22 protein-coding genes are annotated in these 24218 nt (G+C 50.0%); 11 read left to right on the top strand and 11 right to left on the bottom strand.

Annotated features, from left to right (window positions below; genetic code table 11):
• Positions 1 to 12 precede the first annotated feature (12 nt).
• A complete protein-coding gene (locus SPIRS_RS22240; RefSeq protein WP_013256196.1) occupies positions 13 to 483 on the top strand; it encodes a hypothetical protein in 471 nt (156 codons plus the stop codon).
• Here SPIRS_RS22240 and SPIRS_RS18425 read toward each other — a convergent pair.
• A complete protein-coding gene (locus SPIRS_RS18425; protein ID WP_013256197.1) occupies positions 446 to 1333 on the bottom strand; it encodes an IS3 family transposase in 888 nt (295 codons plus the stop codon). The two genes, SPIRS_RS22240 and SPIRS_RS18425, sit on opposite strands and share 38 nt — an antisense overlap.
• Positions 1334 to 1344: 11 nt before the next feature.
• Positions 1345 to 1620 carry a transposase gene (locus SPIRS_RS18430; RefSeq protein WP_013256198.1) on the bottom strand — a complete coding sequence of 92 codons (276 nt, stop codon included), beginning with the start codon at positions 1618 to 1620 and terminating at the stop codon, positions 1345 to 1347.
• Positions 1621 to 1643: 23 nt separating this feature from the next.
• On the opposite strand from SPIRS_RS18430, the gene SPIRS_RS18435 reads away from it, so the two are divergent.
• From SPIRS_RS18435 to gpmA, 5 genes are all read left to right on the top strand, one after another.
• Positions 1644 to 2414 carry a hypothetical protein gene (locus SPIRS_RS18435; protein WP_013256199.1) on the top strand — a complete coding sequence of 257 codons (771 nt, stop codon included), beginning with the start codon at positions 1644 to 1646 and terminating at the stop codon, positions 2412 to 2414.
• 77 nt (positions 2415 to 2491) lie between these two features.
• Positions 2492 to 2836, top strand: a complete 345-nt coding sequence (locus tag SPIRS_RS18440; RefSeq protein ID WP_041866427.1) for a DRTGG domain-containing protein — start codon at positions 2492 to 2494, stop codon at positions 2834 to 2836.
• 19 nt (positions 2837 to 2855) lie between these two features.
• A complete protein-coding gene (locus tag SPIRS_RS18445; RefSeq protein WP_013256201.1) occupies positions 2856 to 3272 on the top strand; it encodes an ATP-binding protein in 417 nt (138 codons plus the stop codon).
• Between the two features lie 6 nt (positions 3273 to 3278).
• Complete coding sequence (locus SPIRS_RS18450; RefSeq protein WP_013256202.1) at positions 3279 to 4622, top strand: [Fe-Fe] hydrogenase large subunit C-terminal domain-containing protein; 1344 nt, start codon at positions 3279 to 3281, stop codon at positions 4620 to 4622.
• A 243-nt stretch (positions 4623 to 4865) separates the two neighbouring features.
• The gene (gpmA, locus tag SPIRS_RS18455; protein WP_013256203.1) at positions 4866 to 5615 is read left to right on the top strand and encodes a 2,3-diphosphoglycerate-dependent phosphoglycerate mutase; all 750 of its coding nucleotides are present in this window, start codon (positions 4866 to 4868) and stop codon (positions 5613 to 5615) included.
• Positions 5616 to 5629: 14 nt separating this feature from the next.
• Here gpmA and SPIRS_RS18460 read toward each other — a convergent pair whose 3' ends face one another.
• The 6 genes from SPIRS_RS18460 to SPIRS_RS18485 all read right to left on the bottom strand — a co-directional run bounded on the left by SPIRS_RS18460 (position 5630) and on the right by SPIRS_RS18485 (position 15553).
• On the bottom strand, positions 5630 to 6985 hold the full coding sequence (locus SPIRS_RS18460) for an MATE family efflux transporter (protein WP_013256204.1): 1356 nt from the start codon (positions 6983 to 6985) through the stop codon (positions 5630 to 5632).
• Positions 6982 to 9951 carry an insulinase family protein gene (locus SPIRS_RS18465; RefSeq protein ID WP_013256205.1) on the bottom strand — a complete coding sequence of 990 codons (2970 nt, stop codon included), beginning with the start codon at positions 9949 to 9951 and terminating at the stop codon, positions 6982 to 6984. Before SPIRS_RS18465 ends, SPIRS_RS18460 begins: the two co-directional genes overlap by 4 nt.
• Positions 9952 to 9969: 18 nt before the next feature.
• Positions 9970 to 12168: a Tex family protein gene (locus SPIRS_RS18470; RefSeq protein ID WP_013256206.1), complete on the bottom strand. Its 2199-nt coding sequence runs from the start codon at positions 12166 to 12168 to the stop codon at positions 9970 to 9972.
• Between the two features lie 165 nt (positions 12169 to 12333).
• On the bottom strand, positions 12334 to 13617 hold the full coding sequence (locus SPIRS_RS18475; RefSeq protein WP_013256207.1) for a purine-cytosine permease family protein: 1284 nt from the start codon (positions 13615 to 13617) through the stop codon (positions 12334 to 12336).
• A gap of 14 nt (positions 13618 to 13631) precedes the next feature.
• Positions 13632 to 14762, bottom strand: coding sequence for a DUF917 domain-containing protein (locus tag SPIRS_RS18480; RefSeq protein ID WP_013256208.1), 1131 nt, complete (start codon positions 14760 to 14762; stop codon positions 13632 to 13634).
• A gap of 23 nt (positions 14763 to 14785) precedes the next feature.
• Positions 14786 to 15553 carry an IclR family transcriptional regulator gene (locus SPIRS_RS18485; RefSeq protein WP_013256209.1) on the bottom strand — a complete coding sequence of 256 codons (768 nt, stop codon included), beginning with the start codon at positions 15551 to 15553 and terminating at the stop codon, positions 14786 to 14788.
• Between the two features lie 133 nt (positions 15554 to 15686).
• On the opposite strand from SPIRS_RS18485, the gene SPIRS_RS18490 reads away from it, so the two are divergent.
• From SPIRS_RS18490 to SPIRS_RS18505, 4 genes are all read left to right on the top strand, one after another.
• Positions 15687 to 16661: an EF-P lysine aminoacylase GenX gene (locus SPIRS_RS18490; protein WP_013256210.1), complete on the top strand. Its 975-nt coding sequence runs from the start codon at positions 15687 to 15689 to the stop codon at positions 16659 to 16661.
• 61 nt (positions 16662 to 16722) lie between these two features.
• Complete coding sequence (efp, locus tag SPIRS_RS18495) at positions 16723 to 17286, top strand: elongation factor P (RefSeq protein WP_013256211.1); 564 nt, start codon at positions 16723 to 16725, stop codon at positions 17284 to 17286.
• Positions 17264 to 18517 (top strand): methyltransferase, encoded by a 1254-nt coding sequence (locus tag SPIRS_RS18500; protein WP_013256212.1) that lies wholly within the window; start codon positions 17264 to 17266, stop codon positions 18515 to 18517. Before efp ends, SPIRS_RS18500 begins: the two co-directional genes overlap by 23 nt.
• Positions 18518 to 18564: 47 nt before the next feature.
• Positions 18565 to 18981, top strand: coding sequence for an RrF2 family transcriptional regulator (locus tag SPIRS_RS18505; protein WP_013256213.1), 417 nt, complete (start codon positions 18565 to 18567; stop codon positions 18979 to 18981).
• Here SPIRS_RS18505 and SPIRS_RS18510 read toward each other — a convergent pair.
• Together SPIRS_RS18510 and SPIRS_RS18515 are read right to left on the bottom strand one after the other, a co-directional pair.
• Positions 18938 to 20092: a mechanosensitive ion channel family protein gene (locus tag SPIRS_RS18510; protein ID WP_041866134.1), complete on the bottom strand. Its 1155-nt coding sequence runs from the start codon at positions 20090 to 20092 to the stop codon at positions 18938 to 18940. The genes SPIRS_RS18505 and SPIRS_RS18510 overlap by 44 nt on opposite strands.
• Entirely contained in the window at positions 20085 to 21890 is a 1806-nt protein-coding gene (locus tag SPIRS_RS18515; protein WP_013256215.1) for a PAS domain S-box protein, read from the bottom strand. The genes SPIRS_RS18510 and SPIRS_RS18515 overlap by 8 nt, the downstream gene beginning before the upstream one ends.
• A 111-nt stretch (positions 21891 to 22001) precedes the next feature.
• Between SPIRS_RS18515 and SPIRS_RS18520 the strand changes: the two genes are divergently transcribed.
• Complete coding sequence (locus SPIRS_RS18520; protein WP_013256216.1) at positions 22002 to 23033, top strand: OmpA family protein; 1032 nt, start codon at positions 22002 to 22004, stop codon at positions 23031 to 23033.
• 7 nt (positions 23034 to 23040) lie between these two features.
• Here SPIRS_RS18520 and SPIRS_RS18525 read toward each other — a convergent pair whose 3' ends face one another.
• The gene (locus SPIRS_RS18525) at positions 23041 to 24135 is read right to left on the bottom strand and encodes a KamA family radical SAM protein (RefSeq protein ID WP_148224103.1); all 1095 of its coding nucleotides are present in this window, start codon (positions 24133 to 24135) and stop codon (positions 23041 to 23043) included.
• Between the last annotated feature and the right edge of the window lie 83 nt (positions 24136 to 24218).

The following is a 24218-nucleotide window of genomic DNA, read 5'->3' on the forward strand; positions in this document are numbered from 1 at the left end:
AAGGAGTTTCCCATGTTCCATCCCCCCTTCTGCCCCAATCCCCATTGCCTCAACCACTTCTCTCCCTCCGGCCACTGGTTCTTTAGAACAGGTTCCTACTCTACCCAAACCTCTCCCCGTATCCAAAAGTTCAAATGCAAAACCTGCCACCTCTCCTTCTCCACTCGCACCTTCAGCATCGACTACTGGACCCATTTCCACCTCCCCTACACAACCATCCTCTCTCACCTCGTCACCAGCTCCGGTATCAGAGACCTCTCCCGTATCCTTAAGGTCTCATGCTCCACCATCTCAGACCGTATCCGTCGCCTTTCCCACCAGTGCCTTGCCTCTTCCGCCTCCCTCACCTCAGACATGAACCTCCACGAAGACCTGGTCGCAGACGGCTTTGAAAGCTTTGGAAAAGTCAAAATAAGTGCAGACCCCAAACGCCCCAAATGTTATGCTAAGCAGCAGCCTGTCTTGCTGCGGCCTGAATCCTGAACATAGTCGGCGGTAAGCCGCCTTTGTTCACCGTGCTTATACGCTGTCGGTTGTAGTATACCATGACGTAGCGCCAGACTATGGTTTTTACATCTTCCCTAGTCCTTTTCATGGTGTTCATTTGATACAGTTTTTCCTTTTTCAGTGTCGCAAAAAAGCTTTCCATACGCGCATTGTCGTAGCACTTCCCCACATCGCTCATACTCTGTACAGCGTGGAATCCTCCGAGTGTTTTCTTGTACAACTCACTGGTGTACTGACTTCCCGCATCACTGTGAATAATTACCCCACTTCCCGGATTCCTGGTTCTATATGCCTCCTTCACCGCTTGTATACAAAGCTCTTTCTTCATGGTGCTCTCCATTGCCAGTGCAATAATCTCTCCACCAAAGCAGTCAAAGATCGGGGCTATGTAAAGTGTGCCGTCTAAACAGGGTATCTGCGTTATATCAGTAAGCCATTTCTCATTCGGACCCGTTGCACTAAAGTCCCTCTGGAGAAGGTTCTCCGGCCTCTGTGCTTTTTCCTCCGCTTTTGTCACTCCCTCCGGTCTTCTGGGGCTTGCATGAAGAAGATTTCCCTTTCTCATGGCTCTGATGACTGTTGATCGTGATACTCGCTCTCCCCGTTGCTCCAGTGCTATCAGGATTCTCTTTATCCCATAATTCTGATTATCCGGGTGCTCATCAAGAATCTTATGGATTTTGACCAGAAGAAGCTGCCATGCTTTCGGCTTATTACCCGTGCGTTTCCACTTGTAATATCCTGTTTCGCTGACTTTTAGGGCTTTACACATCCGCACAACTGAAAATCTTTTCCTTCCCTTTGTTTCTCGGATGTATCCGAACATGCTCCTTTTGCTTACTTCTTCCGGTCTTTTACGAAAAAACCCAGGGCATCCTTCAGGATCTCATTCGCTTCCTTCAACTCATGTATCTCCTTGAGCATGTGCCGTTCCCGTTCCGTCAACGGTAGTATTTCAGGTTCTGCCGAACCCTCCTTTTTCCGGTTTCTGCTTTTCCTCCAGTCCATTAGTGTCCCGTAAATGATTCCCAGCTGTTCCGCTGCTTTTTTTACTCCAATCTCATCCGACAGCTTTAATGCTTGCTCCCTAAACTCTTCGTTATAACGTCTCATAAATCCACCCCTTTTATTTTCGGGTGTTTTTAGACTGCACTTTTAGGATAACCCTTCACTTTGTCTGTTCCCAGTACCTCCCCAACAACATCCACATCCTGGCAGGAAAAGATTCCCAGTTCTGGTTCCTCTCCGACTATGCGCAGCTGACCAGAAAGGGACGTATGACCTGCTATCAGAAGAAGAAAAACAGGGTGATCAAGGAGAAGCTAAAGGTCTATAGAGGAATTGTTTATCAGTCCTTTCAGAATGTCGTGGCAAAGGTGCTTGCCCTGGCAGAGCAATCGGAGAGGGATAGGGTGAAGTTGTATACCGATGAACACACGCAATACAAAAGGGTGATGAAGGGGCTACCGGCAGAGATGGCAGGAATGATAGAGCACCACAGGATCAGTTCGAAGAGGGTTCGGGATCTGCGTAATCCCCTCTTTAGTGTGAATTATCTTGACAGGGAGATCCGGAAGGATGACTCGGATCATGTGAGGCAGACGGTCCAGTTTGCAAGGAGTACGGTGAACATGCTGGAGCGGCTTGAGATCTACCGGTATTATCACAACTTTATGAAGCCCTATCGGGTTGGGGGAAAGGATGAGAAGCGGGGGCTGACACATGGGGTGGTGGCTGGGATAAAGGGAAAGAGGATAGCGTCCGAGCTGAGGACTCTTTACAGTAAGCGGAGGTTTTTCTTACGGAATCAGCCTATGAATCGGAGTGGGAGGGAGCTGTGGGTCAGGTGTATTCCTACACCCTTACGATGGATGATTGACTATCTGCCCTCTTATGCATGGGCTTAAAGGTAAAGGAATCACCACGATTCCGGACAGTAGAAAAACATTACCCTTTCCTTACTTTCTCTGATATGATAGAGACGATGAAACTTATAGAAATAATCGATTTGGTTGAGGGTAAGGTGCTTTGCGAATGCGGGGACCTCGGCAGAGAGATTGAATCGGCCTTTTCCTCGGACCTAATGAGTGATGTACTTACGCTTTTGACCGACAATATGCTGCTTATCACCGGCCTAACTAATATTCAGGCGATCAGGACGGCAGAAATGGCCGATATTGCCCAAATTTTGTTTGTTCGCGACAAACAGCCAACGGCAAAAATGATAGAACTGGCATCGGAAACAGGTATTTGTCTCATCACAACTCGCTTCTCCATGTTTCGGGCCAGCGGTATCCTTTTCGGGCATGGTCTGCCTGCGGTCTACTAATCGGGAGGCAGCTTGAGTTATGCAATTTCAGTACGAACTCGTCGCAGGCGATTTCACCAAGGCGGGCTATGCTTCCAGCGATTTGAAAAAAAAAATGAAACAGCTCAATATTCCGACCAGTGCTATGAAGAGAGCGGTGGTGGCACTCTTTGAGGCAGAAGTAAACGTCGTAGCCCACTCGTTTGGAGGGACACTCACCGCAGATATTTTTAAGGATAAGATCCATGTACTCGTCGCCGACCGGGGGCCTGGAATCCCGGATATCGAACTGGCGATGAGTGAAGGTTACTCAACCGCCAGCGATGAAGTCCGGGAGATGGGCTACGGAGCAGGAATGGGATTACCCAACATCAAAAATAACTGCGACAGCCTTGACATACGAAGTGCCTCAGGAAGCCCTACCGAGGTTGAGTTCACTATCAATTTTGAGGCATAGCGAAAGATGCAAAAGAGTTCCTTTCATCATGCCCTCAAGATTGTTGAGGCAAAATGCATTGGTTGTACTCACTGTATGCTCACCTGCCCCACCGAAGCCATCAGGGTATTTGGAGGTAAGGCCCACGTTGATCCGAACCGCTGCGTCGACTGCGGTAATTGCATGTCGGTCTGCCCCGTGGATGCTATTGTGATCGAACAGGATGACTTCGACCAGATTTATACCTATTCACACCGTATTGCAGTGGTACCTTCGGTAATGATAGGGCAATTCTCAGAAGAAATCCCTGAGCAACAGATCTTCAGTATCCTCATCGACATGGGCTTTACCGATGTGTATGAGGCGGAAACGGGTATCGATCTGCTTCACAAGATTTCTGGCCGCTTTTCTACCTATGCCGGACAAAAACCAGTTATCAGCAGTTTCTGTCCAGCCATCATTCGTCTAATTCAGGTTCGATTCCCGTCCTTGGTTGGGCAGATAAATCTTCTCAAGCCTCCACTCGATATCACCGCCGCGTACATCAGAAAAAAACTGACAGAAGAAGGGGCAAATCCTCACGAGATAGGCATTTTCTACGTCACTCCTTGTGCTGCCAAGATTGCGGCAATAAAAAGGCCGATTGGAGAACCCCGAAGCGCCTTCGACGGTGTCATCAACATGGATTTCCTCTATAACCTTATCCACAGAAATCTTGTAAAACAAAAAAATCGTAAGGATTGCACCCTACCACCTCCGAGGAGGCTCTCCTCCGCAGCAGTACTCTGGAGCCTAACCACCGGAGAGGCTCAGCAAATCCCGGGCAGAACCCTGGCAGTCGACGGTATTCATAATGTCATGGCGTTTCTGGAAAAATTGGAAAACGAAGAGATCTCCGGGATAGATTTTCTTGAACTAAGGGCCTGCGATGAAGGCTGCGCCGGAGGTATCCTCGGTTCGGGAAACCGGTTTCTCACCGCGGAGCGACTCCGCCATCGTGCCGAACAACTATCTCCGGTATCGGACTATTGTGGGGAAGATATCTCCGAAGAGACCGCCGAATTCTTACGCGATACCATCAAACTGGAGACCGTCGAACCCCGCTCCATCATGAAACTTGACGATGATGTGGCTAAGGCCATGGAAATCATGGATACCGCCACCCACATTTTAGAAGCACTACCCATGGTCGACTGTGGTCTCTGCGGTTCACCTAGCTGCGAAGCCTTTGCCCGGGACGTGGCACAGGGAAAGGCAAGTCCTCAGCGTTGCATCTTTCTTCAGAGACGTCAGGAAAACCTTGATCCTACCATGGTCAAAAAAAACTTTTCAACCGTGAAAAAGGTCTGGGGACGGGAGAAGGTGGAGTAGGCTTCTCTTTGTATAGTGTTCGGAATCCTGGTGGTTGCATGTTGTCTTTCCCGGAAAAATCCTTAGGTTTTCAGGATTGCTTGATCTTATGTATCTATATTCTTGTAATTGGCAGCAAGGAAAAAATTTAGATATTCCTGACCACCACGATTCCGAACACTACTTTCTCTTTTGCTATTGGACTTTCTTCTCCTGCATGCCTATGTTTGTATAAAATAGCATAAACCCAGAGAGGAGGTATCTATGGGACCCCTTCAATTAGTCCTTATCCGTCATGGTGAAAGCCAATGGAATAAAGAAAATAGGTTCACCGGTTGGACCGATGTACCCTTATCGGAAAAGGGAAAAAAGGAGGCACAAGCGGGTGGCAGGTTATTGCGTGAAGAAGGTTTTGTCTTCGATAAGGCCTACACCTCCGTTCTGAAGCGTGCCATCAAGACCCTCTGGATCGTCCTCGAAGAGATGGATCTCATGTGGATCCCCGTTGTTCGGGCATGGGAACTGAATGAGCGACACTACGGAGGATTACAGGGGCTGAACAAATCGGAAACGGCAAAAAAGTACGGAGAAGAACAGGTTCTGATCTGGCGACGCAGCTATGACACCCCGCCTCCCGAATTGACAAAAGAGAGCGCATACTATCCGGGAAAGGATCTAAAATATCGGGAACTCTCGGAAGAACAGATACCCTTAACCGAAAGCCTCAAAATCACCATAGAGCGGGTCGTACCCTACTGGGAAAAGGTGATAGTCCCCGAACTGAAGGCGGGAAAGCGTCTCTTGATAGCGGCCCACGGCAATAGTCTGCGAGCATTGGTCAAATACCTTGACGGCATCTCGAACGAAGAGATCACAAAACTCAACATTCCGACCGGAGTTCCGTTGGTCTACGAGCTGGATAAGGATATAACACCAATCCGCCACTACTATTTGGGAGACCAAGAGGCCATTCAGGCCAAAATGGCCGCAGTGGCAAATCAGGGCAAAAAGTAACTGCTTAACGCCGTTTATCCTTCTTCTTCTTGGGCTTCCAGGCAACGTTGTCGTCGAAGTTCCAGTCCAAATAGGATGGTGCCGATAACAACAACGAACATGTCGGAAACCGGAGTTGCAAGCCAAACCCCGGCAAGGCCGAGAAGTCTGGGAAGAAGAAGGATAACGGGAATAAAAAAGAGACTCATTCTGCTCACAACCAGGAAAGCAGCGGGAATGCTTCGACCTATGGCCTGAAAAAAGGTGATCACCAAAAGCATATAGCCGTAAATGGGGAAATCACATAAATAGAGGCGAATAACAGAAACTCCGGCTTCAAGAACATCGGAATCGATGATGAACCAGCCCAGGGGAACCCGCGGAAACAGCTGAATAAGCAGCCATATCACAAGGGTGATAATCGTAGAATAGAAGGAAAAGAGAGTGAAGGCCCTGGCAAGTCTTTTGTACTTGCCAGCTCCGTAATTCATACCGGCCAATGGTTGGAATCCCTGGCAGATTCCCCAAATCGGCACAAAGATGAAGTTGAGAATTTTAATAACCGCCCCAATGATGATCAGTTCTTGTTCCGTTCCGTAAGAGGCAACACTTTTTAAAACGAAAATGATTTGGATAACCGTCATGATTGGCAGGGCCATACCGGAAAAACCGACTCGAAGCATCTCAAATAGATGTCCGGTGAAAGCGATATGGCTTTTTCTTAAGGTAATGGCCCCGTTTGCTTTGCCAAAATAGAAAAAACTGACGCAACACATCACCCCCTGGCTTATTACGGTAGCGCTCGCAGCGCCTGCGATCCCCCAGTCGAAGACGCCAAGAAAAAACGCATCGAGAATGATATTAAGGATGGTACCCGAAAGCATGATTCGCATGGCCTGCTTCATCCGCCCCTCGGCCCGAATGAGAATATTGGCACTGGAAGCAAAATTGAAAAAAAAGGAACCGAGTACCAGGATTCTGAGGTATATCACCCCGAGACGGTGTATCTCTCCGCTTGCACCGAGAAAGGCAACAATCGATTCGGCCGCCAGGAGACCGAAAAGGATCATCGCGCCTGAAAGAATCAGGTTGGCAAGCAGCAGATTGCCGAAAAGGGCATCGATAGTCTTTTGGTCCTTTCGACCGATTGCCCTGCTGAGCATGGAAGCAGCCCCTACACCGATGAGACTGAATATTCCATTGTTGATCAGAGAAAAAGGATAGACAACGCCGACTGCTCCTAAGGCAGCGGGTCCGACCCACTGCCCGACAAAAATGCCGTCGACGAATTGATACAAACCGAGAGAGAGTAAACTCACAATGGCGGGAAAGGAGAGACGGACAAAGAGTCTGCTTATCCCGCCGTTGAGAATACGGTCGCTGTTGTTCATCCAGGAAGCCTTGTGCGCCGTGTTCCAAGACCGGCAAACCGATCCGCGGCCTTGCTTACCGCGGCATCACCGCCGAGTACAACCAAATGCGAAGAATCAAGGGCTGAGAGAAGAGATGCTGCCGCAAGAGAAACAGCCTCAACGGTAGAGGCGCGCATGGTATCGCGTTTGCTCTGCCTTAGTGTGTCATTCAAACCGTAGAGAATACGTCGGAACCCAATCATGCTTTTTTCGCCTGGAGATTGGGGGCGGGTCTCTTTACCGACGAGGGTGATGATCGCCTTTTCAAGCTCGGCCTGGTCCACCCCTTCTTCGGCAACGATGCGGAGCCCCTCGCGAAAGGCATCAACGGTTGAAAGGATATGGGGATCTCGATAACTGGAGAGACCGAAGATGCCCTCAATACCGTTGGCAAAGGCTCCGGCACCGTATGCTCCACCTCTCATTCTGATCTTCTCCCAGAGAAAGGTCGTTTTCAGCAGCTGGGCAAGAATGAGCTGATGGCTATGGGCTGCCGAATCGATTGTCGCCGCAGGAAATACCAAGGCCACAAAGTTGACGGAGGCGGGAACAATCAGCGCCTCTTCACTGCACGACGAGGCTTCTCCCATGAGGTCTGTCACGGAGAAATGGGAGGAAGAGAAAGCAGCACCTTCCCCCTGAGGAAAGGATGCCAGGGCCTCTCCGACCAGTGTCTCCGCCTTGGGCAGGAAGGCCTCATCAGCGGTTATGTTGCACAGAAGGCGACTTTTTACCAACAATGTGCTGCGGAGGTGCTCCATGCGTGTTACGGCTTCGGGAAATCCCGCCTCTCCTTTTTTTACGAGCCCGTCGAGAAAGAGAAGCTGCTCAACACCGCGCCACAACTCGTTTGTTGCAAGCGAAGGAGAAAAGCCTGCGGCGGCCCGCATGGTGGCTACGCTGTTCCCGGAGGGAACGATATCGGAGACGACATCGTTGCGCATTTCCAGCAAAACATCTTTTAGCCGCCGGGTATCGGTAAGGACTCCCTGCAAAAGAATGGAAACAGCAAGATTCAGAGCAAGACGGCCATTCTCTTCCAGCGCCTTGAGACGAAACACCAGGTAGTTGCGATAGACTCCGGCCTCACCGATCACAGGACTCGACTCAAGAAAGGAATAGAATCCGCCGGTATCCTTGAAAAGGCGGTGAGCAACTTGATCGTAGCTCATATCGGGAAGAGCTGTATGAAGGAGCAGTCGGGTCAGCAAGGGCAGATAAAGCAACTCCTCACGGCCGAGTCCGGCGAGATCAAAGACAAAATCGGTATAGAGAATCCCATTGGTGAAAAAGTTGTGGGAAAAACATCGGACTCCTTCGAGAAGGCCGTCAGAGGTCTCGATCCGATCCACCTCGGTAGGTACATCCTGCATGGAAAGGGTGGGAATGGTAGCCAAGGCTTCAGGAGAATCGGGTTTATCCTGAAAAGCGCGAAGACGACGATTCTTCTCTTCGATGGCGGCAAGACCATCTTGATTTTCACCTTCCACCAAGGTATGAGCAAGCTTGTCGAGTTCTTGTTCAATCTTTGTCTCGTGCTCGGCATCGGGAGTCACAATGACGGTTGCACGATGATCATTACTCAGAAATCGATCACGGAGTAGATCTTCAAAGAAATGAGGATCCGCAGCAACCCGCTCCTTCAAGCGCTCCATAGGCGCAGCAAAGGCAAGGGAGGTTCCCGGGTCTTCGCCGTGTAACCAGCCCCTGAAAAGTTTACCCATAAGACGCAGGCCGAAGGGATAGCCACCCTTTATTTCCCGCTGCCGAAACTCCACCCGTGTCATAGCCCCTTCGACAGCTTCCCGGGATAATCCTTGATCGACAAAGTTTCGGAAACACTTCGTTACAAGCTCTTCCAGCGCCTCGGTTTGCCGGGGATCGATACCCCGCAGGCCAACGGCGAATATCAACTCTTTAAGATCCGTTTCAAGGCCGCTAACAGGGGAGATATCCTCTCCAAGCCGGGAATCGACCATGGCCTTGTAAAGGGGGGAACCCACATGCCCGATCAGAATCTCCGAGAGAACCTCAAGAGCCAGTACTTCGTCGGGCTTCGATATCTCACCGACAATCCAACTCAGAACAACAGACCCCCTGTTTGTGTTTTCATCTCCGTCAGCCGGGCTGGTAAAGGAAAACCGTCGGGGACTGTTCCAGCGAGGCTGGGTCGGAATATCCGATGCCTTCTCTCCCATGGTAAACCGGGAAAGAAAACGTTCCTGAAGAAACTCGAGTTGCTGCTCCGTATCGATATCGCCATAGAGAAAAATCCGACAATTGGAGGGGTGATAGGCCCGGCGATGAAAATCGCGAAAGGCTTCGTAACTCAGCTTGGGAATCGATAAGGGATCTCCTCCTGAATCGTAGTGGTAGGGGGTATCGGGGAAAAGAGATCGGTAGGACCACTCCCCGACAATAGAGTCGTGATTCGAATAGGCCCCTTTCATCTCGTTGAAGACAATGCCGGTCACCCCGTAGCGCCCTTCTTCGTCGGCCTCAAGGCGATGACCCTCCTGACGGAAAACATCCTCCGACAGGGTGGGAAAAAAGACGGCATCACCGTAGACAGCCATCAAATTGAAATAATCTTTGGCCACAGGAGAGGCCGCAGGATAGACCGTCTTATCGGGATAGGTCATGGCATTGAGAAAGGTGTTCATGCTTCCCCGCATAAGGGCAAGGAAGGGATCCTTCACAGGATAGCGTGCCGACCCGGAAAGCACAGAATGTTCTATGATATGAGGAACTCCGGTATCGTCAGAAGGAGGCGTTTTAAAGGCAAAAGAAAAGAGATTCTCACTGTCGTCGCAGTTGAGATGGTAAAGATCGAGACCTGTGGCGTCATGGCGAAACCGGTAGCCGGTTCCCCGGTACTCGCTTTGATCATCCACACCAATAAGAGTAAAACCGTGTAATGTGTCGCCTATATGTAATGTTTTCATCGCTCCTCCAGTATAAGCCTATTCTCTTTTCATGGACAATCCGATCCTACGCCTCTCAAGATCGACGGAAATAACCTTGACCTGTACCTGCTGCTTGAGCCGGACTACTTCCGCAGGATCCTTTACAAAATGATCGGCAAGATGACTGATATGAACAAGACCATCCTGGTGAACGCCAATATCGACAAAGGCGCCGAAGGAGGTAATGTTGGTAACAATACCGGGAAGAATCATCCCCTCCCGAAGGTCCTCGGGGCTTCTAACGCCTTCATCAAAAGAGAAAATTTCAAAGGGGCTTCTCGGATCCCGGCCTGGCTTTTCAAGCTCGGCCATGATATCACGCAGAGTGGCCATCCCGGTATGTTCATTAATATAGGAATGAAGGTCGATGGTCGATCGTACCGTATTGTCGTCACCAATCAAATCGCCAACGGAGACTCCGACAGTGACGGCCATCTTTTCAACCAAGGTGTAACGCTCGGGATGAACGGCAGAGGCGTCCAAAGGATTATTCGCTCCCCGAATTCGAAGGAAGCCGGCGGCCTGTTCGTATGCCTTCGGGCCGAGGCCCGGGACCGAAAGTAGCTGGCTGCGACTTTGAAAGGGGCCGTTGTCATTGCGAAAAGCGATGAGAGAGGATGCAAGCTTTTCTCCGACCCCACTGACATAGGATAATAGCCGTACCGAAGCGCTGTTCAGCTCGACTCCGACGTTATTTACACAGCTCTCTACGGTTTGATCCAGGGCCTTTTTCAGTGCCTTCTGATCAACATCGTGCTGATACTGGCCGACCCCGATCGATTTGGGATCGATTTTCACCAATTCGGCGAGGGGATCCTGCAAGCGCCGTCCGATGGAGACTGCGCCCCGGACCGTGACATCCTGGTCGGGAAACTCCTCCCTGGCAAGGGGCGAGGCACTATAAACCGATGCACCGCTCTCGTCCACACTCACCACGCTAACGGAAGCCGGAAGTCCGGCCTCCTTCAGAAAGTCGACGCTCTCACGGCCGCCGGTCCCGTTGCCCACAGCCACGGCCTCGATACCGTACTGCGCAATCAACTCGAGAATTCTGCGGGTAGCCTCCACCTTTTTATTCTGAGGTGGTAAGGGAAAGATGACATCATGCTCTAAAAGCGCTCCTCCTGAGGAGATCACCGCAAGCTTACATCCCGTTCGAAGGCCGGGATCAAGGGCCAAAACGGAGCGGGGCCCAAGGGGAGGCTGAAGCAAAAGCTCCCGCAGATTCTCTCCGAAACGGAGGATAGACTCCTCTTCGGCCCGGGCCACCAGGACCGATTTCAATTCGGTTTCAAGGGAAGGGGCCAAAAGCCTGGAGTAGGCATCCTCGGCAGCCGAAGCAACCTGCTTTGCAGCCTCTCCGTGCAACGGGGTATGAGGCCCTTCCGAGGCTTCAAGGGAAGATGGAACGCCCCCTACCCGCATGGAAAGATGCTTAACAGAAAGGAGGGCATCCTCCTCGGGAGGCAGGAGGTGCCAACGTAAAAAGCCCAAGGCTGCCCCACGGCGAACCGCAAGGACCCTGTGTCCGGCAACGCCTTTCACAGCTTCACTCCAGTCGAAATAGTCACGAAACCGTGCAGAGCCTTTCGGATCTTCCTCGCACCTCTTCTTCACGGAGATAGCAGAAAATATGGCCTTTCGAGCAAAAAGTTCACGAAGGCAAGCCCTCACCGCCGCGGACTCCGAGATTTCCTCGGCAATGATATCCCGGGCACCTCCGAGGGCATCCTCGACACTCGTAGTCCCCTTATCCGGATCAATAAAATCGGCGGCAGCAGCATCCACATCATCACAGCGTCCGGAAACAAGAAGCTCCGCAAGAGGCTCAAGACCAACTTCCCTGGCTGCCGAGGCTCGAGTCTTTCGTTTGGGGCGGAAAGGAAGGTAGAGATCCTCAAGCTCGGAAAGGGCCGTTGCCTGGCAAAGGGCCTTCTCCAAGTCGGTGTTTAAAAGATCACGCTCTTTCAAACTGTCAAGAATAGACTCCCGCCGCTTCCAGAGCGCCGCTGTCTTCTCCTTTGCCTCGAGTATCCCTCTGATCTCTTCCTCATCAAGTTCGCCCGTTGCCTCTTTGCGATACCGGGCGATAAAAGGAACCGTCGCTCCTGAAGCCGAAAGTTCAATAACGGCTCGAACCCCTCGCTCCAGTAGCCCCGTCTCGAGGGTCACGGCCTGTATCAACGCATCGTCCATCTGCCTCCTCCTTAAGACACAATCCAACGACAATAGGAGAGTAGCATAGCCTTTGGGGAGAAAACAGGGAAGAGCATCAATGACCAGTAATCATTTGATTATATCGAAAGCCAAGACCTTCCGCAGCCAATAGCAACGGAAGGTGAAATTTCTTATCGGCAGAACTTAACGTTGAAATGAACCTCGATAGGTATCGATATTCATCTTTGAAGCAAGCCGCATGGCAAGAAAATAAAGGATGCCGCCAATAACAAAGGAGTTGATAGCGGCAACACCAAACGTAAGTTGCTTGGCAATAATCCCGGATATGACTACGGTAAGAACTGCAGCAAGATTCCATTTTCTATAACGAGTATCAGAGGAAAATTGATATTTCTTTCTCTTACCGAGAAAGTAGTAGTCCACAACAATGACTCCACCAATGGGAGGAATAAAAACGCCAAGAAATACCAAAAACGGAACAAAGAAATCGGTAATATCCAAAAAGGCTATAGCAGTAGCAATTATACCAAGGATAAGTGATATTTTGTATTTTGGAATTTCTCGAATATTCGAAATACCCAACGATGCAGAATAAAGATTATTGTCGTTACTGGTCCACTGCGCAAGTATCACCATCAGTAAAGATGCCAGCCCCATTCCGAGTCCAACCATGGCCGCCATGATGGTATCACTACCTGCGGCTTTAACCATAACCATCCCGGCGAAATTGGCAAGAGCAAAGACAAACATCGCAAGGGCAGACGCTATCCAGTTATGTAACTTCGTCTTTACATAGCGCGAAACATCGGGTTGCATAATGCTACCGACAATCCACCCGCCGATTACGATGGTAATTCCTGTTCCCAAACTGGCAGGCTCTGACGGGGCACTATTCACGATGGCTTCGAAACCAATTTCTCTAAATGCTTTCGTACTTCCCCAAAGACAGATGATAAGGATAAGCGGAGAGGCAATCGTACTAAGAAAAGACAGACCTTTATAGCCGACAATTGCGGTAGTCATCATCAAAAGACCGCCCCAAACGGTAGCGACAGGGATCGAACACAAATATACATTTGGAAACATGATATGCATTGTTTGCCCAAAAAAACCTGTCTGGTATGCATACCACCCGGTTAGACTTACAGCCCATACCAAACCGACTATCTTCGAGCCTGAACGTCCAAAAGCATGCCGAGAAAGAACGGAAAAAGGGACGCCGGTATCCGCACCGATCCCTCCCATAATTCCGGCCATAAATAACAAAAAAAGAGAGCCCAAAATAATCGCCCAAACAGCATCTCGAAAGGTCAAAAGATTTGCCAATGAAGCCCCTGTATAAAGCGTCGACATCGCAACCGCCAGACCCGCAGTAACAAAAGAAAGATTTAGGAGTGATCGCCGTTTTTCTTTCGGAACCGGCTCGGTAGGATAGTCATACAATAGGCTTTCTTTATATGCCTTCATACCTTATCCTCCTTCTAAAAAAAATTCTCAACAGGACGATAATCAAAATCATGGCCGAAATAACGAGGCCCCAAAATGTCGATTCCTTTCGGGGTTCGAAATTCCGATCGTGCTTTCATTCCTATCACAGCCACCTTTTGTCCGGTTCGAACAAGAGGATTGGGAATTGGTTCTCCTGTCTTAAGGTCGACTAACGAGATAATATCCGGACTCGTGACAAAAGGTTTACCATTTTTCCATGAAACGTGGTTTTCATTTTTGAACCATACCTTCAAGACCTCTCCGGAGAACCTTCCGATTCCAGTTATCGTATTTGTTCCCCAGTAATACCCTAGCCTGTCATCTTCTTCTTTACCGGTTACTTCACCTTCAATTAAAATCCATGCGTGTAACTTGTCCGCAAGATCCTTAACAACGGCTTTGCCTGCCTCTCTTCGTTCTCGAATGAATCGCCCGAGTTCATAGCTTTCGGTCATTGTTCCGGCGATGATAATTTTCTTTGCATCTGCCGCCTTCATAAGAAAGCCAGCCTGGCCAGCAAGGCCGTACGCCCCGGCGCTGATGAGCTTTCCGATACGTTCAGTCACCCGATAGTTAATTGCACTTTTGAGAATCGCAACATTTCCCCATTCATCGACTGAAGTGATGGGCAAAATTGTCTTTCCATGAAGGTAAGGAGTAGTTTGTTGGATTTCAGGAATAGCTCTGCCGGTATAATCACCGTCCAAAACAGGAATACCAAGAGCGGCGGCGGCAGCCACTGCCCCCGATGTATTTGCACCTGCCAGCTCTATGGGCACAATAGCACTTATCTTTTTTCCTGTGTAATCGGCAAGCTCCTCTACCGCTTTTTTCAGTCGGTCTTTTTCTGTATTGACAGTTGAAACTAGACCGAAACCTTCCATTTCTTTGGTGACTTCAGGAGTGTGCGGTGCTATAGACCCCATGAGAAACGGACAGACAACCAGAGCATCATCATCAAGCTCAGAAGCATCTATCCAACCTACGCTTCGTCCCGCATCAAGTTCACTGTTCAGCGAAGCAATTCCATTGTTCGGCAGACCGCCTCCCCCTGTGGCAAAAAACGTGCAACCTCGAACAAAATCTTGTATTGCCGTTTTATCCTTAAAAAGAAATCTACTCATAAATACCCTCCTTTTATCGGGCACTAATCCCGACTATTGGTATTTCCTAATGTTTGAGATATCTCCCTAGCAACAGTGCGCATACTTTGTACAGTATCCTCAAGCTGCTTTTCGGAAATGCTTGAAGGAATCATGGTGCTAATGGAAGCTACCACCTCATCTGTGTGGTCGAAAACAGGAACACCAACGGCATGCAAACCCTGCCTGTGCTCTTCATTGTCGATGGAGTAACCACGCCTCCGCGTTTCTGACAATTCATGTTCCAAGGCTTTTCGATCTGTAATGGTTTTCTCGGTATATGGAACGAGACTGATTCTATCCACATAGTCGGCAAACATCTCTTCCGAAAGGTAAGCAAGCAAAACCTTGCCAAGGGCCGTCGGGTAGAGATCAAAACTCATCCCGACCCTGGTAATAGAGGGAATTGCCTGGCTATTCCCAACTTTGCTAATACAAACGCCGAGATCACCTTCCTGTATCGCAAGGTGAACCGTGGATTTAAGCTCTTCGCTTAACTTGCCCAAAAGCGGATATGTTATCTCGGTTAGGTCGTTGTTTTCCTGCACCACACTCGCAAGTTCAACAATGCGAAAGGTCGCCCTAAAACGGCCACTGATTTCATCCTTAAATATGAAGCCTTCTTTTTGAAGACTTTTCAGATAGTTATAGATTGCAGGAGATGATGTATGGAATGATCTGGCAAGCTCCGCCACCTTTACCCCATGCTTTTGGTGACAAATATGCGATAGAACACGAACAGTTCGCTGAATCGAATTGATCTTCTGGTCCATCATGACCTCCAATATATTAACTAATATTTAATATATTAATTTATATTTAATACATTGTATGCCCACCCTTTTTCCACTGTCAAGTTTTTTTCACCCGATTCCCTATCCCTCCCCAATAGGATAGAATCAGCCCATGCAAAGAGAGATGATCCTCTTTCGGTCCCGTCTCAACAGGGCCGTACGAAATTTTTTCGAATCAAAGGGTTTTCTTGAAGTTGAAACCCCTCAGCTTTCTCCAACAGTCATTCCCGAAGCCCATATCGAACTCTTCTCCACCCGATTTTTCAGCGACAGGTTCGGAGAACGAGAACTCTACCTCCTGCCGAGCCCAGAAATTCACATGAAGCAGCTCATTGCCGAGGGATCGGGAAGTATTTTCCAGATCTGTAAGAGTTTTCGAAATGATGAGCAGATGAGTCACTACCACAATCCGGAATTTTCCATGCTGGAGTGGTATGCGGTTCAGGGAAGCAGCGAAGAAAATATTGCCACGACCGAAGAGCTTTTTTCCTGTTTGGCCGAAACACTCCACAGAGACGGTGAATACCTGAGCCCCCCCTTTCGCAGGATGACCATGGCGGAGGCCTTCGACCGTTTTGCCGGTATCGATCTCGAAAAAGGGCTGAGCCTTCCCGGGCTGAGGAAACAGGCACAAGCCGCAGGCATCGATCTCAGAGACAAACAAGAAAGCTGGGAAGAGCTCTTTCACCGCATCTTTCTCACGCACGTCGAGCCGGAACTTCCGGCCGACCGTCCCCTCGTCCTGGAACGCTACCCTGCGGCGGTCGAGGTCCTTGCCGAAAGAATTCCGGGAACCGGCTGGCTCGACCGCTGGGAATTGTACGTCAAGGGGACGGAACTTGCCAACTGTTATGCCGAAGAGCGTTCGCAAAAGCAGGTGGAAAGTTTTTTTCATAGTCAGTCAGCCCAGAAAGTACAATCGAGCCGTGTGGTGCCGGATATTGATCCGGAGTATCCACAAATTTTCCGAAACTTTCCGAAGTGCAGTGGGGTGGCCCTGGGAATGGACCGCTTGGCCATGCTTTTTTCAGGAGCAGCCACCATAGAGGGGGTGATGTTGTTTCCGTTTTCTGATATGCTTCGCTAAAATGAATATATTGGCCTTATGGCTGTCAGCATAAAACTCATTAACATCGAGGTAAAGATAGATGATAAAAGCTGGATCGATCGATAAGGGAACCGCACTGCTGATTAAGGGGACACCCTATGTCGTTGTCGAGCGGGAATTCGTCAATCCCGGAAAGGGATCGGCCTTTGTACGACTCAAGCTAAAAAGCCCTTCCACAGGGCAGGTTCTTAGAGAAACCTACAAGACTCAAGATTCGGTGGAGGATATCATTGTTTCCGATAAGGATTGTCAGTATCTCTATGCCGATAATGATTCCTACCATTTCATGGATCTGGAGACCTATGATCAGTTCGAAGTACCTATGCAGGGTTTCGAGGATTACAAACTTCTGATGAAGGATGGGGAAACCTACAACATCGTCTTTTGGGAAGACAAGCCTCTGGATATCAAGATTCCCTTTAAGGTAGTCTACGAAGTAACAGAGGCCCAGGAAGCGGTAAAGGGTGATACCGTCACCGGAGCAACGAAGATGGTAACTGTTGAGACGGGACTTCAGGTTAAGGTTCCGATTTTTATCAAGCAGGGCGAACGGATCATGATCAATACGGAAACAAAAGAATATGTCGAACGGGTCAACCAGTAACCTGTTACGATTTTACTCACACAAGGAGGTCGCATTCCGCTATAATGGATGCGGCCTCTCCTTTTTTCTCAGCCACGGGCTGTTCAGCAGCTATGCAATTGATGCCGGAACCTCCCTTCTTCTAAAGCTGATCGCCCAGCATAAGATTGCCGAAGGGAAGCGATCGCTTATCGACATTGGCTGCGGAGCAGGGGTTATCGGGCTTAGCATCAAAAAGCGACATCCGGAAATTAACGCCACACTGCAGGACCGCGATGCCCTTGCCGTGGCATTTTCGCAGGCTGCCGCACGACGTAACGGCCTGTTGCCCGACGGGGCCGAAGAATCCCCGGATCTGAGATTCGCAGGCGCCCTGGCCTTCGAGGGCCAGGAAGGACGCACATTCGATCTCATCGTATCGAACTGGCCGGCAAAGGCAGGCATCCCGGTACTTAAAGAGTTCTTTTTCCTTGCCGCTGCCTCATTGGAAAAGAAGGGAGACCTGGCCATGGTAGTGGTGCGCCCGCTTAAAGAGCAGGCTCTCGCTTTCGCCCTGGAGGCCGGTTGGGAAGTTCAGGCCTCTGAGACCACGGCAAACCACTGTGCCTTCCTTGCCTCCCTGTCTGGGGAAGCCCAAAAGCAGCATAGCCCCACCTTTTCTCTTTCTCCCTACCTTCGAGGAATCTTCAAAGGCAAAGGCTACCAAATGGAAAGTGTCTACGGTCTTCCAGGATTCGACACCCTAGCCTTTCACCACATGCTGTTCGCTTCGGAACTAGCTAAAGTAGTTGAGTGTCTGGCTCCCGAACAGGGAACAACACTCATACGAAATCCTGGCCAGGGACATATTCCACTTATTCTTGCAGCAGAAGTAAACAAACAAGAACGTAAGCTGCCCCTCCCTATTCGGCTTGCCTCAAGAGACCGATTGCAGCTTTTGATAAGCAGCAGGAACCTACAGAAAGCAGGGATACCGCATATCATCGAACACGATGCCTCTCCAATCCTGGACACGGCGAATGAAGAAACGAAGGCATCTCTGGCCATCATGGATATCGACTATGTTCCCGGCAGCGATATTTGCAAAGAGACTTGGCTCTGGGCCGATCAACAGTTGTTGCCAACAGGCCGCGTCCTATTTCTCGGCAAGAGTGCTCTTATAGGCCGAATAGCAGATGGAGCCCAGGGTTTCTCCCTCATTCATACGAAAAAATACAAAGGGTATCGCCTTTTGCTTTTCTCGAAGAATTGATAGCCATTATCTATTGTTTTTGTGTATTTCATGCTATATTCGTATACATGAGGATAACAACCAAAGGCCGCTACGCAATCCGGGCGGTTCTTCGGCTGGCACAAGCAGAAGAGCACCGCCCTATTCCTATACGCATTCTCGCCGCACAGGAAGGAATTTCTCCGGAATTTCTTGAACAGATTTTCTTTCGACTTAGGAAAAGTGGCATCATTAATTCAACAAGGGGGCCGGGCGGTGGTTTTCGGCTTATGAAAGAGGCTAATGATCTCACCCTCATGGAAATATTCGATGCCGTAGAAGAGGGGTTCTTTCTCTCCCCCTGTACTCAGGACGGTGAACAGTGCGACAGAGAAGAACGCTGTCTGGTCCATGGTCTTTGGGAACATACCTACGAAATGCTACAATCCTATTTTGGTGCCATCACGATTGCCGATGTAATGGCAAATCGTTATCCCCATCTTTAAGATGAAGGTCCAGTTGAGGAAAGGGGATCTCTATTCCCTTGGTTTGACATGCCTTCCAAATTTCCATATTGATCCAGTGATGGGCGACATATTTATCGTGAACGTCTTTAATCCAGGTAAAGACGGCAAAATTGATACTTGAACTCCCGAACTCCTTCAGCCGCACGGCAGGGGCCTTATCCTTTCTCCGAAAAGGACAGGAGATTATGGCCGTTTCCAGTATCTCTACCACCCGTTCTACGTCCGAACGATAGGAAACACCAATATCGTTTCGTATTAAAACACTCTTGTCGTCATAGGTATTGTTATAGACGGTATTGGAAACCAGCTGACTATTGGGAACAATAATAGTTTCGTTCATGAGGGTATTAATAACCGTAGAGATAATCCGAATCTGAACGACCGACCCCTCGTTTCCCTCTACGATAATGAAATCCCCCTCTTTTATCGGTCTGGTGATGATGATCACAACACCGGCAAAAAAATTGGCAACTACATTTTGCAGGCCGAAACCAAGACCGAGACCGAGCACACCGAAGATGACGGTCAGGGCCGACAGGTTAATACCGATAACCGAAAGGCCAATCAGCAAAACGATAAACATGACCGAGTAGCGCAATAGATTTGCAAGAGAGAACTGTTTTGCTTCATCAATACCGATGCGGCGCAGGAAGGATTGATTCATCATTCCTTTCGAAATTCTTCCCGCCCAGCTGGCAAGATAGAACACAGGGATCGTAAGGATGATGGTAACAAAGCTGATGCTGGTGTCTCCCGACTTGATCAGCGGTTGATTTAGTGCACTGTAGAAAAGTCGCCAGTATTCGAAGAGCTTGGCACCAAAAAGCCTGCTGATAAGGCCGATAATGAGAAAAAGGTAGATAAGACGCAAGATCAGACGGTACCAGTGACCAATCTTTTCTTTCATCTCGTCTTGTATTTTCAGTGTGAAAAGAAGTTTCCTTCCGCCGCGCAGCAAGAGGCGGTAGATAACAAATGCACAGACAAGGGGAAGGACAAAGACGAGCAGAAGGTGCAATGGGGTAAAGGGAAACGATATGGCTCCAAGGGCAAGGGGCTTATTGAAAAAAGCGATAAGCAGGTCAGGCAAGATCAACTTCCTTCTGTTTATGTTTTCCTTCAAGGAGATCATACATGGTTTCGGGGTTTTCTTCAAATTCGAAAAAACGCTTTATACGAGCGAAAACCTGGTGGTTCTCCATAAAGGCATCCACGATCTCCGGATCAAATTGTTTGCCGCGCTCCCCTGCGATAATCTCCACGGCCTTTTCGTGGCTATAGGCCTCTTTGTAGGGACGTTTGCTGGTAAGAGCATCGTAGACATCGGCGATGGAAACAATTCTTGCCGAAAGAGGGATACCCTCCCCACTAAGGCCCTCCGGATAGCCGCTGCCATCCCAGCGTTCATGATGATAGTAGGCAATCTCTTTACCCATGGTGAGAAAACTGGTCTTTGTAAGCTGTTTATCAACAACCTCCAAAGCCTCGCCTCCAAGCCTGGAATGAGCCTTAATCTGTTCATACTCATCCGGGTTAAAGCGTCCGGGTTTCAGCAGGATGGAATCGGAAATTCCCACCTTCCCGACATCGTGAAGAATGGAAGAAAGCGAAAGATCTTCAAGATAGTCGTCGGTTATATAGGCCGCATATTTGGGCAGTCTCCGAAGGGTTTGGGCCATGATTCTCGTAAATTCGCGAATACGTTCGAGATGAGCACCGGTATCTTTATCTCGGTATTCGGTAAGCTTGGCAAAGCCGATGATGGCTGCCGACTGGGTGTCTTTGAGCTCATGAAGGGAATCCCTTAGTTTCTGCTCCAGATGAACACGCTCGGTCAAATCCTTTTCGGCCATGGAATAGGCGATAACGGTTCCCGTCGAATCTACAATGGAAGTGAAACTTGCATAGGTGTAGATGACCGCTCCATCTTTCCGACGACGTTTCACCTCGCTCTCAACATAACTCCCTTCATTATACTGAATCAGGGCAACCAGCTTTGCAAAGGCGTCGTTGCCCCGATCGACCCTAAGCAAATCGTCGTAATGTTGGCCGACCATCTCTTCCCAATGGTAGCCGTAGGTTCGTTCTGCGGCGGTATTGAGATTAAGAATGGTTCCTTCGGGGTCAAAAATGATGATTCCGGAAAGGATGGTATCAAAGAGAATGGTAAAATTTCGTTCCGATATCTTGAGCCTGGATTCAAGATTCCGAAGATAGGTGACATCTTTCCATTGAGTGGCATAGCCGGTCACGTTCCCCGACTGGTCCTTGATAATCCAGCTGGTATCAAGTACCCGTTTGATTGCACGATTGTTGTTATAGAGGTGAGTCTCCAGATTAAAAACCGTCCCAGCCTCAAGCAATCTGCGCTGCTTATCCTCAAGTTCATCCTGGTAAACGTAGACCTCGCGCAAATCGGAAGGTGCATCTTCTTCATGGTACTCAAGAAGCTCGGCAAAAGCGGGATTTGAGGTTTCGACCCGGCCGTTCATGCGTGCGGTAAACATTGCATCGCCGATCGTTCGAAAGAGTTGCTCATACTCCTGTTCCGCCGCTTGATTGTTGCTGCCGTCGACCAGTTCCCTCAGGATAATCAAAAAATAAAAGCCGTTGTCCGTGGTAAGGCGTGTACTTTTAACACTGAAACCGCGCGTAGGTTCGTCGAACCGAAATCCTGTACCCGAAAGGTGAACACTAAAAGAGGTCTCTTCAGGATGTTCCAAACCGATATTCTTAAGAAACGAATGATGCCCCGAAAGAATTTCGTCGGCACGAAGGCCAAACATTCTCGAAAAAACATCGTTAAAAAAAAGAAGTTCACTCTTCTCGTCAATGATGAGGATTCCGTCGGAGACTTCTTCAATTATGCTCAGCAGTACCGTATCCACTCCAACAGTTATACACCTTCGTGCCTGACGGGTCAAATAGTTCCGGGAAACGACACGGCAGGGGAAAAGGGCTTGCCAGATCGATAGCAGCCTGCGAGAATAAAAGAAGCCATGAAGAAAGAAATCGCCTATATCGCAATTGAAATAGAAAACACCACGCTTACCCGCTGTATGGATTTAAAGGATGGTAAGCAGTCTCATACCCTGCAGTTGACCACGATGGTCGACAATCAGAGGAGAGCACTCGTCACCATCTTTCTGTGCGAAGGGTCCACGAAGCAGCTTCTGAAACAGTTTGATTTGACCCATCTTCGGCCGAAGCCGGCAGGCCCCCCCCGCTTCTTTCTCACCTGCCTGTACGACGGCAATAGCCTGCTCACTATTCGGCTCAAGGTGGACGGGAAAGAGTATGCCGCAGAACGCGTCGACCTAAGCCGATTTATCAGGCGGAAACGACCGATGCTTCTGCTGATTCCGGTGTTCCTGCTGCTTGCGGCTGCTGCGGTATTGCTTATTCCCCGAACGTGTACATCCCGAAAGAATACGGACCGTACGGTAACGGCATCCGTTTCTGCAGAAGAAAGCAGACACAGCGAGGAATCCTCTCCGGCGGCAACGGGGAAGATGACGCAAGAAGCTTCAGAGACTATCGAAACACAGCAAAGCCCTGCAAAACCATCGCCTCAAGCTTCATCGCCCCCCCCTACTTCGCCCCCGCAGGAGCAGCCTCAGGAGCAAAGAAAGATAGCCGAGCAGGAGCCAACGGCCCCGGTAACGGCTTCCGCATTTCGGTCCGTCGAAAAAAGAGCCGTCATTTATTTTCATCCCAACGATTCGGAGCTCACCGCCGAGGCCCAAACCCAGCTCCGCGTCTTCGGCCGGCAACTCAGGGAGTGGAACAGTATCGATGCCGTGAGTATCGAAGGCCACTGCGCTCTGCTGGGCACCGAAAAGGGGAGGATAGAGCTCTCACGGGAACGCGCCGAAAACAGTGCCGCTTTTCTCGAAACGATCGGGATCCCCGCGCAAGGAGTTTCCTTGCAATGGTTTGCCGGCGAAAGGCCCGCCACCCGGGACCCTGACAAACAGGAGCTGAACCGACGGGTTGAAATTTCGGCGAAAGGGAAAGAAGAGCGGCAATAGCCGAAGCTTAATCCTCGACGGGATAGGGCCAGAGTCTATTGTCGGGACCGGGAAGCAATGCCTCTCTCTCCTCCACCCGGGGAACCGGATCAAGGGGAATAGAAACCTTTCCTCCGCCGCCGGGTAGGTCAACGGCATAGACCGGTGTGGCGAGCCCCGACATGCACTGCCGCAATGAGCGCATAATCGACACGCCTTTGAGGATCGGGGCCCGGAGATGCGATGTGCCGGCCGCAAGGTCCCCCTGAAACAGGTAGTAGGGAATAACCCTGGCGGCGAGCAACGCCCCGCTCAGGACCTTCAGGGTCTCACGGTCATCATTCACCCCACGCAGCAAAACCGACTGATTGAGAATCGGGATTCCTGAATCCGCAAGCCGCGCAAGGGCCTCGACAGCCGGAGGAGAGACTTCATCGGGATGGTTGAACTGGCACACGACGAAAAGCGGTGCCCTGCGACCAAGCTCCCGGGCCAATACAGGCGTTATCCGTGAGGGAAGCACCGCCGGCATCCTCGTACCGATACGAAGAATGAGATCGGGCCTGTGCTTACGAAAAAGATCGATAAGCCGAAAAAGGGTACCATCGGGAAGCATCAGGGGATCACCACCGGAGAGAAGGAGTTCCCTGATCTCCGGCCGTTTTTCAAGATAACAGGCGGCATCCTGGGCCGCCTCAAAAAGCGAACGCCGGTCCTTTCGATTCTTTACCTCACGGTCTCCCTGACCAGCGCCACCGGTAAAATGGCGACGAAAGCAGTGTCGACAATAGAGGGCACAGCGATCGGAGGCCAAAAAAAGGGCCCTGTCTTCGTAGCGATGAATCAAACGGGGAAGCGGGCTATACTCCTGTTCACAAAGGGGATCGGCAGACTCATAGGAAAGAAAGTGGAACTCCTCTTTCCTGGGAATGGCCTGCCGACGCAGGGGCGATGCCGGATCATCGCCCATAAGGGACAGATAGTGTCGTGTCAGGGCAAAGGGAAGGCGCCGCTCCTCTTCGGAGTCAAACCAGGCCCGTTCCTCATCCTCAAGACAAAGATGCCTCTCCAGCTCATCCAGATTCGTTACCCGCTCTTTTAGTTCCCGTTGCCAGCTCTCCATGTTCCCTTTGTACCATGGAACTGTCCTCATCGGGAAGTGATTGACGCAAGGAGGAGGGCAGACTAAGCTCTAAGCCATTCCAT

The sequence above is a fragment of the Sediminispirochaeta smaragdinae DSM 11293 genome, from assembly GCF_000143985.1.
Lineage (GTDB): Bacteria > Spirochaetota > Spirochaetia > DSM-16054 > Sediminispirochaetaceae > Sediminispirochaeta > Sediminispirochaeta smaragdinae.